The 16903-nt window shown below is 38.4% G+C and carries 17 protein-coding genes and 1 other annotated feature; of the genes, 1 reads left to right on the top strand and 16 read right to left on the bottom strand.

The window, feature by feature from the left end; all coding sequences use genetic code 11:
* Positions 1-2: 2 nt before the first annotated feature.
* The 15 genes from RRY75_RS01755 to RRY75_RS01685 all read right to left on the bottom strand — a co-directional run bounded on the left by RRY75_RS01755 (position 3) and on the right by RRY75_RS01685 (position 15087).
* Positions 3-299 (bottom strand): YabP/YqfC family sporulation protein, encoded by a 297-nt coding sequence (locus RRY75_RS01755; RefSeq protein ID WP_332492979.1) that lies wholly within the window; start codon positions 297-299, stop codon positions 3-5.
* A 212-nt stretch (positions 300-511) separates the two neighbouring features.
* Entirely contained in the window at positions 512-691 is a 180-nt protein-coding gene (gene rpsU, locus RRY75_RS01750; protein WP_053985353.1) for a 30S ribosomal protein S21, read from the bottom strand.
* A 121-nt stretch (positions 692-812) separates the two neighbouring features.
* Complete coding sequence (alaS, locus tag RRY75_RS01745) at positions 813-3458, bottom strand: alanine--tRNA ligase (RefSeq protein WP_332492964.1); 2646 nt, start codon at positions 3456-3458, stop codon at positions 813-815.
* A 28-nt stretch (positions 3459-3486) separates the two neighbouring features.
* On the bottom strand, positions 3487-4068 hold the full coding sequence (locus RRY75_RS01740) for a M15 family metallopeptidase (RefSeq protein ID WP_332492962.1): 582 nt from the start codon (positions 4066-4068) through the stop codon (positions 3487-3489).
* A 50-nt stretch (positions 4069-4118) separates the two neighbouring features.
* Positions 4119-4331, bottom strand: a binding site (T-box leader).
* Positions 4332-4429: 98 nt separating this feature from the next.
* Positions 4430-5683 carry a DUF1015 domain-containing protein gene (locus RRY75_RS01735; protein WP_332492960.1) on the bottom strand — a complete coding sequence of 418 codons (1254 nt, stop codon included), beginning with the start codon at positions 5681-5683 and terminating at the stop codon, positions 4430-4432.
* A gap of 431 nt (positions 5684-6114) precedes the next feature.
* Positions 6115-7869, bottom strand: coding sequence for an NADH-dependent [FeFe] hydrogenase, group A6 (locus tag RRY75_RS01730; protein ID WP_332492958.1), 1755 nt, complete (start codon positions 7867-7869; stop codon positions 6115-6117).
* A gap of 14 nt (positions 7870-7883) precedes the next feature.
* Positions 7884-9671, bottom strand: coding sequence for an NADH-quinone oxidoreductase subunit NuoF (locus RRY75_RS01725; protein ID WP_332492956.1), 1788 nt, complete (start codon positions 9669-9671; stop codon positions 7884-7886).
* 18 nt (positions 9672-9689) lie between these two features.
* Positions 9690-10088: a (2Fe-2S) ferredoxin domain-containing protein gene (locus RRY75_RS01720; protein WP_332492954.1), complete on the bottom strand. Its 399-nt coding sequence runs from the start codon at positions 10086-10088 to the stop codon at positions 9690-9692.
* A gap of 28 nt (positions 10089-10116) precedes the next feature.
* Positions 10117-10611 (bottom strand): NADH-quinone oxidoreductase subunit NuoE family protein, encoded by a 495-nt coding sequence (locus RRY75_RS01715; protein ID WP_332715489.1) that lies wholly within the window; start codon positions 10609-10611, stop codon positions 10117-10119.
* Between the two features lie 185 nt (positions 10612-10796).
* Positions 10797-11501 carry a PHP domain-containing protein gene (locus RRY75_RS01710; protein WP_332492950.1) on the bottom strand — a complete coding sequence of 235 codons (705 nt, stop codon included), beginning with the start codon at positions 11499-11501 and terminating at the stop codon, positions 10797-10799.
* The gene (locus RRY75_RS01705; RefSeq protein WP_332492949.1) at positions 11498-11842 is read right to left on the bottom strand and encodes a DRTGG domain-containing protein; all 345 of its coding nucleotides are present in this window, start codon (positions 11840-11842) and stop codon (positions 11498-11500) included. Before RRY75_RS01705 ends, RRY75_RS01710 begins: the two co-directional genes overlap by 4 nt.
* Positions 11843-11853: 11 nt before the next feature.
* Positions 11854-13155 (bottom strand): [Fe-Fe] hydrogenase large subunit C-terminal domain-containing protein, encoded by a 1302-nt coding sequence (locus RRY75_RS01700; protein WP_332492947.1) that lies wholly within the window; start codon positions 13153-13155, stop codon positions 11854-11856.
* A 19-nt stretch (positions 13156-13174) separates the two neighbouring features.
* Positions 13175-13588: an ATP-binding protein gene (locus tag RRY75_RS01695; RefSeq protein ID WP_332528356.1), complete on the bottom strand. Its 414-nt coding sequence runs from the start codon at positions 13586-13588 to the stop codon at positions 13175-13177.
* A gap of 1 nt (position 13589) precedes the next feature.
* Positions 13590-13940: a hypothetical protein gene (locus RRY75_RS01690; RefSeq protein ID WP_332494572.1), complete on the bottom strand. Its 351-nt coding sequence runs from the start codon at positions 13938-13940 to the stop codon at positions 13590-13592.
* Between the two features lie 25 nt (positions 13941-13965).
* On the bottom strand, positions 13966-15087 hold the full coding sequence (locus RRY75_RS01685) for an AlbA family DNA-binding domain-containing protein (RefSeq protein ID WP_332494574.1): 1122 nt from the start codon (positions 15085-15087) through the stop codon (positions 13966-13968).
* 229 nt (positions 15088-15316) lie between these two features.
* On the opposite strand from RRY75_RS01685, the gene RRY75_RS01680 reads away from it, so the two are divergent.
* A complete protein-coding gene (locus tag RRY75_RS01680) occupies positions 15317-15994 on the top strand; it encodes a DUF4397 domain-containing protein (RefSeq protein WP_332494575.1) in 678 nt (225 codons plus the stop codon).
* A gap of 3 nt (positions 15995-15997) precedes the next feature.
* Here the strand turns inward: RRY75_RS01680 and RRY75_RS01675 are convergent, their stop codons facing one another.
* On the bottom strand, positions 15998-16765 hold the full coding sequence (locus tag RRY75_RS01675; RefSeq protein ID WP_332528355.1) for a flavin reductase family protein: 768 nt from the start codon (positions 16763-16765) through the stop codon (positions 15998-16000).
* Positions 16766-16903 lie beyond the last annotated feature (138 nt).

Raw genomic sequence — 16903 nt, 5'->3', positions numbered from 1 at the left:
ATTCACCCTTTCTGGTCGTAGCCGACTGATTGGATTTGGCCCTTAATCTGTATTTGCTCGCTATCCATACTCTTGGCTTCTAAGTGCTTACCTACAATAGCAAGTTCCCCACACGTTGTCTTAAGACGAATAATATCTTCGTCATACTCTACAATGCTAATGAAGTTTTCTATTGCAATTTCACGATTGCCAATGAAAGAAATAATCGGAATATCTAAGATAGTTTCTTGCGGTACTTCTAAAGTATCCATTACACCAAGTACCCATTCTTTCTTTTTGTCTTTCATATCTTTTTTCATGGTATTCCCCCTCCTTATCTCTATATTTATGCAAGGAGTAGGACAGGTATAACTTGTATAAAAAAAGAAAGTGCTATAAACACAAAAATCCTAGAAATGCATAGCATTTCTAGGATTTATATGTTGCTCAAGACAAATGTCTTGAATATAGCACAGCTTAGCCGCCTAACCTTACTCTACCGAAGTAGACTGTGGGCAGACATCACCAATTATTAGTATTGTCTATTTTTTTTGCGTGCTGCTTCTGATTTCTTTTTACGTTTCACACTTGGTTTTTCGTAATGTTCTCTTTTACGAATTTCTTGCATGATACCTGCTTTAGCACAATTTCTTTTAAAACGACGAAGAGCGCTATCTAAAGATTCATTTTCGCGAACAGTAACCTCTGACATTTCTTTCCCTCCCTCCGGGCTGCAGTATCGTGCTTTATGCATTTGTACGGAGAAAAGATTAAAGCACTACCATAAATTATAATTGACATATAGGATTACGTCAATAGATTCTTAATAACTTTTACTTATTTAATTGTTGATTTATGATTTCTTTTGCTGTTTCAAGGGCTTCTTTTACTTTTGAAGCGTCTTTACCACCAGCTTGTGCCATATTAGGACGACCGCCGCCGCCTCCGTTTACGACTGCTACTGAAGTTTTGATGATATTGCCACAATGGATACCTGCAATAACTGCTCCATTTGTTGCCATAGCTACCAAACTTACTTTTTCGTCCATACAGCTAGCAAGAACCACAACACCTTCACCAAGTTTATCTTTGAAAGTGTCTCCCATGTTACGAAGACCATTCATATCCATACTTGGAAGTTCTGCTACTAATACTTTAAATCCTGCTACTTCTTGAATTTCATCTAAAATGTTTTCAGCTTCAGATTTTGCTATCTCAGCTTTGATTTTATCATTTTCTCTTTGAAGCTCTTTGCTTTCTGCTAAGATGTGTTCTACTTTTTTAGCTACGCTATCTTTTTTAGCTTTTGTAAGCTTAGCTACTTCATTAAGTTCTTTTTCAATAGTTTGGTAGTAGCTAATTGCACCACGGCCAGTGACTGCTTCAATACGTCTAACCCCTGATGCAACTCCTGTTTCAGAAACAATTTTGAAAGTACCAATTTGAGCTGTATTGACAAGGTGTGTTCCACCACAAAGTTCGATAGAGTATCTCCCCATATCTACAACACGTACAACATCTCCGTACTTTTCACCAAAGAGTGCCATTGCACCTAATTTTCTTGCCTCATCAATAGACGTTTCCATTGTTGTAATATCAAGTGCTTCTAAAACTTTTTCGTTTACAATAGCTTCTACACGCTCAAGTTGCTCACTTGTTAAAGCTTCAAAGTGTGTGTAGTCAAATCTTAAACGTTCATTTGTTACGTTAGAACCCGCTTGCTCTACATGCCCACCTACTACTTCACGAAGTGCTTTTTGAAGAAGATGGGTTGCACTATGGTTACGTGCTGAGTCAAGACGCATTGCAGGGTTTACTTTGAAAGTTGCTACTTCACCTTGTTTGATTGTACCTGCTACCACTTTACCATGGTGAGCAAATTTGCCACCTACAACCTTTGTTGTGTTTGTAACCTCTACCGTACCATTTGCTGTTGTGATTGTACCACTATCCCCCATTTGCCCGCCACTTTCAGCGTAGAATGGTGTGCTCTTAGAAACGATATTGACTTCCATACCTTCTGTTGCTTCGCTAACAAGCGCTTCATGAGTAGCAAGTGCATCAATTGTACTTTCTACTTCAAGTTGTTGATAACCTACAAACGCTGTTGTAAGTGTATTTGGAAGTTCATCATATACGTTTTTATCACGGCCTGAGTAGTTTGTTTCACCACGGGCTTCACGTGCACGTTTTCTTTGTGCTTCCATTTCAAGTTTGAAACCTTCTTCATCGATGCTTAAGCCTTTTTCTTCTAAGATTTCACTTGTTAAGTCAATAGGGAATCCATAAGTGTCATAGAGTTTAAAGCAAGCTTCACCGTTTAATACTGTTTCACCTTTTGCTTCAAGTCCTTCAATGTAACCATTTAAGATAGTAAGACCTTGTTCGATTGTTTTATTGAAGTTTTCTTCTTCTACAGTAAGAAGCTTAACAATGTAATCAAACTTGTCTTCAAGTTCAGTATATTCATGTTTTGAATTATCGACTACTGTTTTTACAAGTTCTTTTAAGAAGAGGCCTTGAATACCTAAAAGTTTACCATGTCTTACCGCACGACGGATAAGTCTTCTCATAACGTAGCCACGACCTTCATTTGATGGAAGTACCCCATCAGATGCCATAAATGTTGCTGAACGGATATGGTCAGTAATGACACGAATAGACATATCTGTTTTGTCACTTTTTCCATAAGTCACATTTGCAAGTGCACAAACATGGTCACGAATGGCTTTAAAAGTATCTACATCAAATACAGAACTTACACCTTGCATCATTGTTGCAAGTCTTTCAAGTCCCATACCTGTATCAATATTTGGATTTGGAAGTGGTAAGTAAGTACCATCTTCTTGTCTATCAAATTGTGTAAATACTAAGTTCCAAAATTCCATGAAACGGTCACAATCACAGCCTACTGCACAGGTTGGTGAGTCACAACCATATTCTGGTCCTCTATCGAAGTAAATTTCTGAACATGGACCACATGGACCTGTTACCCCTACTTCCCAGAAGTTATCTTCTTTACCTAAAAAAACGATATGATCTTCTGCCACACCCATTTTGTCATGCCAGATTTTTGCTGTTGGTTGGTCTTCCTCATATACAGATACAAAAAGACGCTCTTCTGGAAGTTCAAGTACTTTTGTTACAAACTCCCATGCCCAACTGATCGCTTCTTCTTTGAAGTAATCCCCAAACGAGAAGTTCCCAAGCATTTCAAAACAAGTTAAGTGACGTGCTGTTTTACCAATATTTTCGATATCACCTGTACGAATACATTTTTGACAAGTTGTCATACGTTTACTTGGTGGTACTTCTTGACCTGTAAAGTAAGGTTTAAGTGGTGCCATCCCTGCATTGATTAAAAGTAAGCTATTATCATTTTGTGGTACAACTGGAAAACTTTTTTTACGTAAGTGATTTTTTGACTCAAAGAAACTTAAATACATTTCTCTTAGTTCATTTAAACTAAATTGTTTCATGTGTATTCCTCCTTATATTTAAAAAACTTTAGTGTGCATAAAATGTTTGGTAGTATTCCTCCAGACAAAGACTAAGTTTATCCATTTTTTTAGCATGCCCAACACCTACATATCGGTAATGCCAAGGCCTATAGCTAACACCTGTTACACTTTCCTTATCTTTTGGGTACCTGAGTATAAAACCATATTCTTTTGCATATTGGCTCATCCACCTAAACTGGCTAGTGCTTTCAAAACTTTGAGCATCCGTAGGCTTATCTTGTTTGGATAATCCTACATCAATAGCAACCCCAAGTTGATGTTCACTACAACCAGGTGGCAGTGTGTGCTGTTTTGCTTTTTCATAAGCATTTATTCCTTTTTCTCCAAGCCTTATCAGCCTTTGTGCCTCGTTTAAGTAAAGCTTTTTCTGATAAGCAAAGCACTGATAGCCTCTTATCCCTAAAACAGGGCTTAGGCCATTGTCTTGCATATCTCGGCTCAGCTTATAAAAGGCTTCATAGGCCTCTTTTACCAGCCAAACACGCATAATTGGCTCGCAAACTAAAGGACTTGGAATGTAAAGCGCATCCAATGGGTTTTGTTCACTGACTATACTAAGTTTGTGCATAAAATCACCCCATATCCATTTTTGGGCAAATAAAAAAACCTCATCCCCAAAATAGGGACGAGGTTGCTCGCGGTACCACCCTAGTTATACCCATAAAGTAGGTATCCCTCTGAAACTTCTAACGCAGTTACCCGTACATCCCTACTTTGGTTCAAGATGTATGCTCAAAGGCTGCTTCAATAAATAGGTATTAGGAAACTCCCACCCTTGTTTCCCTCTCTGAAAACCCTTTTTTATTTACTACTCCTCATCGTCGCATGTCACTTATTCTATTTATATACTTAGTATAGCTTTTCATATGCTTATTATGATAATGATTATATGAAATTCAGTTAAATTTGTCAATGGATAAGCCTATTTGTCAAAAAGAATGTATAAATAATCCACTTCTAAGCTTAGGTTCAAACCAAGTAGACTTAGGTGGCATGAGTGCCCCCGCATCTGCAACAGCTATCAATTCCTCTATAGAGGTAGGATATAAACTAAAAGCCACATCCCATCTGTCCTCGGTTAAATCGTTTAAGACCTCTCCCCCCTTAACACCTCCAACAAAATCAATACGCTTATCTGTTCTAGGTTCTTGTATATGAAAAATAGGACCTAAAATAAGTTTTTGTAAAAGATCAGTATCTAATACACCTACAACGTCATCTTTATAATGCACTAGAACCTCCTCTCTTATGCTTAAAGCATACCACTCTTTCTTATAACGCATCCCCAATACATGCCTAGTCTTTGGTTTAAAATACTCTTTTGAAATTTGAGTGACGTGGAAGTTCACTTCTAATTGCTGTAAAAACGCTTGCTTAGATAAGCCACTTTCATCTTTTAGAACACGGTTATAATCCAAAATACATAGCTCAGACTTTGGAAAAACCACCCCCAAAAAGTAATCATACTCCCCTTTGATGCCTTCTCCATTTCGATCCTTTGACTGCTTCTCGTTACTCCGTGATGCCGCATATGTAGAAGCTGCTTGTAAACGATGATGTCCGTCTGCTACATAAAGAGCCTCTATATTTGCAAATAGACTTCTTAATTCTTCTAGTTCTTTTTGACCCGAAACTTTATAGATAGCTTGCCAAGCCCCATACTCATCTTGAAATGCATAGAGTGCTTCATACGTCCTACAATATCCCCTAATCCATCTTTGAAGTGCTTTTTCTTCCTGACATGTTAAAAATATAGGTCCTGTATGCGCCTTACAAGCCTCCACATGCCTTGCACGATCTGCTTCCTTATCCGCCCTTGTCTTCTCATGTCTTTTAATTTTTCCCTCATTATACTCTTGACAAGCAAAACAGCCTACTATGCCATATTGACTCCCCCATTTAGACTCTATCCCATAAATATACAAGCACTCCTGTTGATCTTGGACCAGTATCCCTCCATCTATAAGGTCCTGCAACGCATTGTGTGCTGCTTTAGCCACATCTGCTTGATTAGTAGCCCCGCACCATGCCTCCGGCTTATCCACTCTTAAAAAAGAATAGGGATGCGCCTTTAATCGTTCCCTAACCTCATCATCTGTTACCACATCATAAGGTAAATCCGCCACTTCACCCACGAACTTCCCATTCGGTCTCCACGCCCTAAAAGGCCTAATCGTAATCATAAAAATTTATCCCCTTTCTCATCAAGCTATATTTATAACTATTCCTTTCGATTAAAATGTATATCATGCTTTCTTTCTATATGTTTCAAACTACTCTTTATACCATTAAAATACTCATTATTTTCCTACAAGCCTCACCCTAGTACATCTAATAGACAGGACCTGCAATATCCAATTTAGGAAACAGTTACCGCTCACCCCCTATGAGAATGAACCCCATATCAGATACCTCTAGGCGCTCGGTGCCACACGCCCTTCATACATCTCCTTATAGGTGGTTGTTTGATTGTTCATATTCAATAAATAGTGTTTTAATCTCTTCAACGAGACACCTCCAAATTAATTAGGTATTCTCACACATCGGCTACACTATATACGCCAATTACAACAAAAAGGGAGCTATAATATAGCCCCCACTCTTGCTAAATCTATTAAATTCTATCTTTCTTACTATAACTTGTATGCAACAACTCATGAGCCTTGTGACTCATTGGATGACCAAAGTATTCTTCATACATTTGAAGCACTGCTTGGTTTTCATGAGATTTACGTGCTGGCTTACCTTCGTCTTCTCTATAAAGTGCCTCGCGGCGTTTTTGAACAACTTCGATATCTCCATGGTGATAAGGTTGCCCACCACCACCTGCACAGCCTCCTGGGCACGCCATCACTTCAATAGCGTGGAAGTTGTGTGGATTACCTGCTTTAATCTCTTCCATCAACGTTCTTGCATTTCCAAGACCATGTGCAATACCGATGTTAAGATTAAGTTCTCCCACTTTCACCGTTGCCATTCTTACACCTTCAAATCCTCTAAGCGCTTCAAATTCAACTTTTTCAAGTGTTTCTCCTGTAATCTTTTCATAGGCTGTACGCACTGCTGCTTCAATAACCCCACCTGTTGTACCAAAGATAACTGCTGCACCTGTAGATTCGCCTAAAGGATTGTCAAAGTCTTCTTCTGGTAGACTTTCAAAGTCAATATTCGCTTGTTTAATAAGCGCTGCAAGCTCACGTGTTGAAAGGGCAATATCTACATCCTTTTCAAACTCTGGGCGATCTGCTTCATATTTCTTAGCAAGACATGGCATAATTGAGACTACTGTCATTTTCTCACGTGGTACTTCTATTTTTTCTGCAAAGTAACTCTTAGCAATAGCCCCAAAGATTTGTTGTGGAGATTTTGCTGTTGAAGGATAGTCAAGCATATTGCCAAATTGGGTTTCATAGAAGTTCACCCACGCTGGGCAACAACTTGTAAGCAGGGGCAATTTCACAGATTCATCCCCATTCATCACTTTTGTGATTCGGTCAATAAGCTCTGAACCTTCTTCCATAATGGTTACGTCTGCTGCAAAGTCTGTATCAAATACATAATCAAATCCAAGTCTTCTAAGGGCTGCTACCATCTTACCTGTTACAAGTGTACCAGGTTCCATGCCAAAGGCTTCCCCTAGTGCAGCACGTACTGCAGGTGCTGTTTGTACGAGTACTGTCTTATTTGGATTTGCAAGTTGTGCTAATACTTCGTTTATTTGCTCATTTTCTACTAATGCACCCGTTGGGCAAACAGCTACACATTGACCACATTGTGTACACACTGTGTCTTCAAGTGGTGCACCAAAAGCTGTTCCAACATAGGATGGGAATCCTCTATGTACACCGGAAAGTGCACCTACCGTTTGTACTTTGTTACACATAGTCTCACATCTACGACACATAATACATTTGTCCATATCACGTATAATAGATACCCCTGCTTGTTTTGGATAAGTAGATTGTGCATAGTTATGGTCAAAGCGTACTTGGCGAATACCAAACTTCACAGCCATATCTTGAAGCTCACAGTTTCCTGCTTTTTCACAGCTTAAGCAATCTTTTGGATGGTCTGAAAGTAAAAGTTCTAGTACCATACGACGGGATTGCATCACACGTGGTGTGTTTGTTTTAACAACCATTCCCTGAGTGACAGGTGTTGCACAAGCTGGTGCTAAGTTTCTTCTTCCTTCAACTTCTACCACACATACACGGCAAGAAGCTATCTGATTTTCCATAGCTGTCCCATGCAAATTAAGATGACAAAGTGTAGGAATTTCTACGTCTACTTGTCTTGCTGCAGTAAGAATCGTTGCACCTGGGTTTACAAAAGTTTCTTTTCCATCTATCGTAATTTTAAGTTCTGACATATTCATTCTTCCCCCTACTCTTTGACAATAGCGCCAAAACGACATTTCGTCATACATGCACCACATTTAATACATTTTGCATGATCAATCGTATGTTTTTGTTTTGGACTACCTGAAATAGCATTGACTGGACAAATTCTAGAACATGCAGTACATCCAATACATTTGTCTGTAATGTTGTATTCAAGTAAGGCACTGCATTTACCTGCTGGACATCTATGATCACGAACATGGGCAATGTACTCATCTTCAAACGCTTCTAAAGTTGATAAAACGGGGTTAGGTGCTGTTTGACCTAAACCACAAAGTGCTGTGTCTTTAATGACTGCACTGAGTTCTTTTAATATATCAAGGTCTTCCATAGTCCCTTTACCTTCTACAATCTTGGTAAGGATTTCGCAAAGACGTTTTGTTCCTACACGACAAGGTGTACATTTGCCACAAGATTCTTCTTCTGTAAACTCAAGGTAGAATTTAGCTACGGCAGGCATACAGTCTGTCTCATCCATAACAATCATACCACCTGAACCCATCATAGAACCTTTGGCAATCAAGTTATCAAAGTCGATAGGTGTATCTAAATCTTTTTCTGTGAGGCAACCACCAGATGGCCCGCCTGTTTGAACAGATTTAAATTTCTTACCATCTTTGATACCGCCACCAATATCATAAATAACTTCTCTTAATGTGATCCCCATTGGCACTTCAATAAGACCTACGTTGTTAATTTTACCTGCAAGTGCAAATACTTTAGTCCCTTTTGATTTTTCTGTTCCTATTTGACTAAACCAGTCTGCACCTTTTAAGAAGATAACAGGTATATTGGCAAGGGTCTCAACGTTATTCACATTGGTTGGCTTATTCCAGTAACCACTTTCAGCAGGGAATGGGGGTTTGGTAGTAGGTTCCCCACGTAACCCTTCCATAGAGTGAATAAGCGCTGTTTCTTCACCACATACAAAAGCTCCTGCACCAAATTTAATTTCAATATCAAAGTTAAAGTCTGTGCCTAAAATGTTTTCACCTAATAGTCCATATGTACGTGCTTGGTTAATGGCAATTTCTAGACGCTTCACTGCTAAAGGATACTCTGCACGAATATAGACAAGCCCTTTATTTGCACCAATGGCATAACCACAAATAGCCATGGCCTCTACAATAGAGTTAGGATCACCTTCAAGGATAGAACGATCCATGAATGCACCTGGATCTCCTTCATCTGCATTACATACTACATACTTTTGGTCGCTCTTATTCTTATAAGCAAATTCCCATTTTAAACCTGTAGGGAATCCACCGCCCCCACGTCCACGAAGGCCTGCCTTCTTCACTTCATCAATGACTTCTTGCTGGGTCATAGCCAAAGTTTGCCCAAGTGCTGCATAACCATCTCTTGCAATGTATTCATCAATATTTTCTGGATCAATAAATCCACAGTTACGAAGCGCTACACGCATTTGCTTTTTATAGAAATCCATATGTTTGGAGTCAGAAACGCTATCATCTGTAGCTGGATCAATATAAAGGAGTCTTTCTACTTTTCTTCCTTTGACCACATGCTCTAATACAATTTCTTTTGCATCTTCTGGTTTCACTTGCACATAAAACGTATTATCTGGAAGAATCTTTACGATAGGACCTTTTTCACAGAAACCGAAGCACCCTGTTGTCAATACTTGAACGGTGTCACTCATACCCGCTTCCTCAATATGTAACTTAAGATTTTCAACAATCTCATGGGATCTTGATGAGATACATCCTGTACCTCCACAAACTAAAATATGCATTGTATATTGAGACATTTTAGCACCTTCTTTCCATTACTCATCAAGGGATTTATGGATAGTTGGAATGATGCCATCTACCATTTCACCACCAAGGATGTGTTTTTCTAAGATTTCCTTTGCTTTTTCTTTGTCAACATTGCCATACACAACAGGTTCTTTGCCCGGAAGTGTGACTTCAATGGTAGGCTCCGCATAGCAGTATCCCATACATCCACTTTGTGTAATCACTACATTTTCCACTTTTTCATCTCTTACTAGTTCTGCCAAATAATTCATTACTTCTCTTGCCCCAGAAGCTATTCCACAGGTTGCCATTGCTACACGAACTACTACCATATTATCTACATTTTCGCCTTTTACACGAAGATCCACTTTATTTTTTACATTATCCCTTAATGTCTTAAGCTGATCGAGCGACATGATTTTCGTCATAGCTTACCCTCCTTATTTATTCGCAGTCCTAATCTTGGTATTCTGCAATAATTTCTTTTACTTGTTCAGCTGTGTTAATACGTCCATAGACTTTATCCCCTATCATGACAACAGGTGCTAACCCACATGCACCTACACATCGTAAGGCGTCTAAAGAAAACTTACCATCTTCTGTTGTTTGTCCAACCTCGATACCTAGTTCACTTTTAAAAGCATCTAATACACGATCTGCACCTCTTACATAACAAGCTGTTCCTAAACAAACTGAAATAGGGTATTTCCCTTTCGGCTCCATTGTAAAGAAAGAATAAAAACTTACTACACCATAAACTTGTGCTGCTGAAACCCCTAGCTTTTGACCTACAAATTCTTGAACTTCCTTAGGTAGATATCCAAAAATAGCTTGTGCCTTATGAAGTACAGAAATCAATGCACCTCGTTTTTCTGGTAGGGCATCAATAAAAACTTCTAATTCTGCATACATTTCCCTTGCAAGCGGATTGTTACATCTTTCACATGACATCTCTTTTCCTCCTCACACTTTTGTTACTTTTAACTTCATGTGGTTATTCCTTTTCAAGCATACGTTAAAAAGTTAACAAGTAGTCTAAAAAATTTTACATCATATTTATGAAAATACCACAACATTGTAGCATTGTCAACATTTTGTAATTTAAGTTAACTATTTTGTAGATTTAAAATTTTTATTCAACATTTCTTTAACGCTCTCCACAATGTTGTTAAGCTTATATCTGGCAGCTCTAGAAAAAATTCTTTTTCACAAAGTTGTTCTAAATAGTGGGCATCCGAGCTTGATACAATCCGTACGCCTGGATACCCTGGTGCATAATCATCTATGTTTGCTGATTTTGAAACTTCAATGATTTGAAAGCCTAAATCTTCAGGAACCAATCCTAGATTGGAAATAATGCTATAAGATGTTCTATCAATATGCGCTGGATAAATGACCCCACCATACGCACGTACTAAGGGGCATAGGTCATAAATAGAAAGTCCAGTCGCTGTCAAAAGTATCCGTTCAACTTCCCCAACAATCTCATCTCTGGCATTCATCACCCACTGATTTCCAAAAATGCTCACACGATTTTTCAAATCTGGCATATGAGCATGCACCTCTTTTTCTACCTCACAAGCACTTTCTAGTGTAGGAAATAGGGCAATGACATGAAATTCCTCCATACACTCTATTTCCATGCCTGGTAATACCCAAATCCCTTTATCCGCGCCAAGTGACATCACCGCTTGGCAGTTACAGCAGGTATTATGGTCTGTAATAGCAATCATTTGCTTACCTAGCAACTGACATAGATTAATAATATTATTCGGTGTCATTTGTTCATCTCCACAAGGCGATGCCGCGGTATGAATATGAAAGTCATAGCTTACTTTCATCCTTCCCCTCCCAACATGCCATCTCGACCTAACAAATAGGCCAAGTTAAAGCTTGTAAGAGGTGTTGTCAAAATGGGAATAGCATTTTCTTTCGCCTTTTCCAACATATCCGGTGTAGGCATACTTTTTTCCGTGAGAATAATAGCAGATACGCCGACTAAGCTGGCTACTGCCACACTATTAATATGGCCTTGTATAGTAAGCCAAACCATATGTTCTTTGGCATGGGCCATAACAAAACTTAACAAATCGCCAGCATACCCCCCCTCTACCACGTTATCTAATCCTTCCTCACTCAGCACAGTGAGTGGGTACTGTTTTGCCAGTTCTTTAACTGTCATGTGATTTCCTCCTAGTCTTTTGTTGTCGGTAATATTTTTTGTGTAAGTTCAAACATAGCTTCTGATAATTCCTTAATCCTTTTTCTCAGCATAAAGACGCAATCCTCTACATGGGCATAACCCTTCACCACATCCTCCGCAAAACATCTACATGTAGGTGCTCCACAAGAACCACAATCTATTTGAGGTAGTTTACTATACAATGTTTCAATTTTTTCCATCATTTCAATAGCCGTTCCAATATCTTCGTCTAGTGAAAAGACAGGTTTAGGCACAATAGACACATTGTAGTTATAGGGAATACGCTCCATCAATGTATTCGGGGGTTCTGGATTAGATGTATGTGCCACTTTTTCTTCCACTTCAATAAGTTTTTTAAGTGTATGCCGACTCACAAAAGGGTTTTCTATAGTCAAAGCCCCTCCCAAACATCCACCTGTACATGCTAAGGCTTCAACATAGTGAATTTTAGACAGTGTACCATCTTCTACTTTCTCTAACACATCAATGACCCGTTCTATCCCATCTACCGCAATATGATTATCAATTCCTATATCCCCAATCCCACCATTTCTTGTAGCCCAACTCATTCCTCCTGGTGTAGGTTTGCGCTTAATTTGTTTAGTCGGATGCTGCATATCATGCACCACCTTTAAATAAATTTCTTGCATAGAAAAAGCCCCATCTACATAGGACCTTTCAAGTCCTTTAGGTTTATGAATATCTGTTGCTTTAGCTGGACAAGGCGAAATAAAAAACACACCGACTTGATCTTCCTCTATCCCTTTGGTCCCATAAGAAGTTTTCACATATCTAGCCGCCAGTTCCATAGGTGACATGATGGGCAAAATGTGGTCAATAAGAGCTGGGAATCTTCTTTGAATCAGTCGTACAATCACTGGACAGGCAGAAGAAATAACAGGATAGATACGATCCTGTTGCATATACTTTCTCGTATAGGCTGCAATATATTCTGCAGCTTGACTTACTTCAAATACATCTGTAAAGCCAATGGCATACATACTGGCCAAAATATCCTCTACACTTTCTCCTTTAGAAAACTGTGCATATAAACTTGGAGCAGGCAATGCCACACGATAAGGATATTTATAAATCATAGAAAAGTTATCCATGACTGCCTTTTTAGCACCATTTCTACATACTGCAATACAATTCCCACAATCAATACATCTATCTTTTATGATTTTCGCCTTAGAATCTCGTACTCGAATAGCCTCTGTTGGACATCGCTTAATACAATCTGTACATCCTATACACTTTTCGCTCTCGAGTGCTACAGAATGGCTGTACATGATAGGCTTCACCTACTTCCTATTTTAAAAATACGGTTAGCTGTACTTTTGTTCCTTGACCTACTATAGATGTAATCTTGAATGCATCGCTATATTTTTTCATATTTGGAAGTCCCATTCCTGCACCAAATCCTAATTCACGTATTTCATGCGATGCGGTAGAATAACCTTCTTTCATGGCTAAATCAATATCAGGAATACCCGGTCCTTGGTCTTCTAAAACAACATCTATCTTATCTGGCAAAATATCTACATAAATACAGCCACCATGAGCATGGATGACCATATTCATCTCTGCCTCATACATAGCAATGGCAATTTTACGAACAATACTACTTTCTATTCCTAATTTTTTAAGAATATTTTTGACCTTTCCAGAAGCCTCCCCTGCTAGCAAAAAATCATCACCATCTACCTTAAAGAATAAATTCATGCTATGCTTCGCCTCCACCGCCTAATCCCTTTTCATAAAGCTTGCCACAGGCTAAATAAAGCGGATAGTGAGTAGACAAAAGTACAATATGCTTTTGCTTAGCGAGTGTAATCATATCTTCTGTAGGTGACTTCCCTCTTACAAATACAATTGCTTTAATATCTAACATCTCTGCAGTACGGATAACCTGTGGATTAACAAGTCCAGTTAAAAGGAGTACTTTTTCCTTAGCAAAGGCAAGGACATCACTCATCAAGTCACATCCACATGCTGCATGCACATTAGCTTCTAACTGTTCTTCTCCTATACATACTTTTGCATCTAAAATGGCTTGAACTTCTTTAATTTCCATTTAGGCATCCTCCTCTATATTCTTTCTATTGATAGGGATAACTTGTTCCTGGTAGTTGCACTTGGAACAAACCCTTTTCTAGATTCATTTTAAAATTATTTTGGTTATTCTCTCCAAATAGTGCCTCTACTTTACCAAGTCCAATCCCCACATGAAGTGCTTCCTCTTGTTGCATAAGAAGAAGTCTTGAATACAACCAGGGGTTGGTGTGCACACGTAAATTTTCATTAAAAGCATATTGATACTGTCTCGGATTAATAACGATAATAGACTCCGGCTTTATTTCTATACGTGTGTATAAACAAGTATTCCAATAATCCCTGTGTATAATGGCATTGGCTACTACCTCCTGCAAGGCTTCAAAAGGATACTGGGGTGGTAGCAGTGGCTTCACTTGTTCTTCAAAGCTCTTAATCATCTCTGAAATATTACCTGTAACCCTCATTATACGCCCTAGGTAATCCACCTGTAGTAAAGCCTGAGGAATAAATATTTGGGGTAACTTTCCAAATAACAACAGACCACCACAAGTGGGGCATAACTTCTTTTCATCATCTAAATCGCTTAAAATACCAAGTGCTTTCAGCATATGTACCTGTTGCAGCGATCTTGCTTCAAAGTTTTTTAGTGCATAGCCAATATGATTAAAATCTAAATCCTCTAGTGTAGCTGCATAGCAAGGTACTTGCTCAAAGCTTAATATGCCTTGGGCTTGTAACATCTGAGCCAGTTCATGTCTTGTAGCCACATCTGTTGTAGAACCTCTTCTTAAGTAAAAAGCACCATTTTGTCTCATTTGATGGGGAACTTGACGACTTTTATAAATGGTTAAAATGCCTACTTGCTTTTGCTTATACTCCAGTACTTCAAAACTTACCGGAACAGGCGGTACACTTCTGTAAGTAATAATCTGCTGAATACGTTCTTCAATATCTACAGGGACATCTGTCAGTCCTATAATGCGTTTGGTCTTATCTTCTACACCAAATACAATGTATCCTCTACCACCTTCTGTGTTGGCCATAGCAATGACATCTTTTACAAATTCCTTTTTGTCTGAATCCACTTCGAGAGAAAGTTTGAGTTTAAAATCTAGTTTAAAGCTTTCTTCTTCCTTCAATAAGTTTGAGAGTTTAGTCTTATTCATTCTATTCACCAAAATTCAGTCTTATTTGTCTTCATTTTAACATATTCCTTTTTCAAAAGACAGATTATTCAGCCACCTATTAAGTAATTTCATCATTTATATTTTATATATGTCAGAAAACTTTCAATATACATGCTTTACTCTATAATGATTCATTTTAGATCCAGTTATGCTTTGCCCTCTGCTCTCATATACATACTAATAAGAACTTTTTTACGAGGGGTACTGTATGCCTAATTCTAAAAACAATGCACTTTGCTATTTTCGCCTCTTCAATGCAAGGCCTACCAAAGATGCCTTCGATGTCTATCTAGATGATGAACAAATTTACAACTACTTACTCTACGAAGATTTCACCAAGTATTATCCCATCTCTTCAGGTAAACATGTGATTAAAATTACTTATCATCATCAGCACGAATCACTTTATGAAAAGAAAATTAATCTACAACGTTACCAACTTTATACCGGTGTGCTTGGGCATAAATATATGGAACCTGAAACCTTTCATATTTTTTGTTTAGAAGAAAGTAAGAAAAAGCTTGAAGGTACGCATTTAGCACTCCGCCTTCTGCACTTTTCTAGGTTTGAAGGTAACTTAAACTTGTCTATCGATGACACACCTCTTCCCATCAAAAATATTCGCTACGGCCAAGCCTCTTCTTATCTCGTGCAAGAACCCAATACCTATACACTACACATAGGTTCTACACCAGAAACTTTTACAGATGAAGTAGAACTTCCACCTCCTCTTGCCAGCTGCGCTGGGCAAAAGCTCAAGCCTGGTAGGCTATACTCTATCTTTTTTGTAGGCGAAGGGACTGTATCCTTTCCTTATAAACCCATTTTAAGTATTGATGGGTATTCTTATCTCAAGTTAGACTTCGAACAAAAAAGCACCATCTAGGAATTATTTTTTCCTAGATGGTGCTTTTTTGCTGACAGCTTTTGGGGCTGCTGATTTCTGATTATGATTAGTTTTCTTCTTATTTTTAAAAGTCTTTGCTTTTGGAGATTTCTCCTGAGGCTTACACTTTTGTTCCCCTTGATGTTTTGCTAAGGATTGTCCTTCTTTTTCTTGTGGCTGAGGTAACTGAGCAACCTGCTTATCCCCTTTTTTAGGCTTCATCACTGAATAGCCAAAGGTACCTAGAGTATCTCCTAAAGTTAAGTAGGTTCCATGAGAATAGGCTACTAAATCGGTATCATTTAAGTGGAACTTTCCTTTTTCATCCATAAAAGCATCATCCACATAAACTTCTAAGACATCTGCGATAAATAAATCGTGAGAACCTAACTGCTTAATTTCACGCACTTTACACACAATGTTTACAGGGCTCTCCTCAATCATTGGCACCTGACCTTCATTGTCGTAGTTCGGGGTTAATGCCATCTCCTTAAACTTATCTACATCACGACCTGATCTTACCCCACAGAAGTCTGTTGCATAAGTTAAATCTCGTGTCGTCAAGTTGATAACAAAATAGCCACTTTCTGCAATTAGGTTATAAGAATAACGAGAAGGTCTAAGTGAAATATAAGTCATCGGTGGATTGGTACAAATTGTCCCTGTCCATGCTACTGTTACAATATTAGGCTTTTCTTCTGTCCCACAGCTAATCATAACCACAGGGAGCGGATAAACCATGTTGCCAGCTTTCCATTTTTGTTTCGCCATTTGTGCACCTCCTTGATGTTAGTATTGGCTTGACAAAGCTCATTTAATCATAAAGGTTGAAGCTATAGTTTGCAAGTCTTTACATAAGATTTTATTGAAAATGCAATTTTTATTAGTTGTTTAGTATAGGTGTAATAA

Origin of the sequence: Niameybacter sp., assembly GCF_036655075.1 — a bacterium.
Lineage (GTDB): Bacteria > Bacillota > Clostridia > Lachnospirales > Cellulosilyticaceae > Holtiella.
The sequence above is the reverse complement of the archived record's forward strand: the minus strand, read 5'-3'. Positions and strand labels throughout refer to the sequence as shown.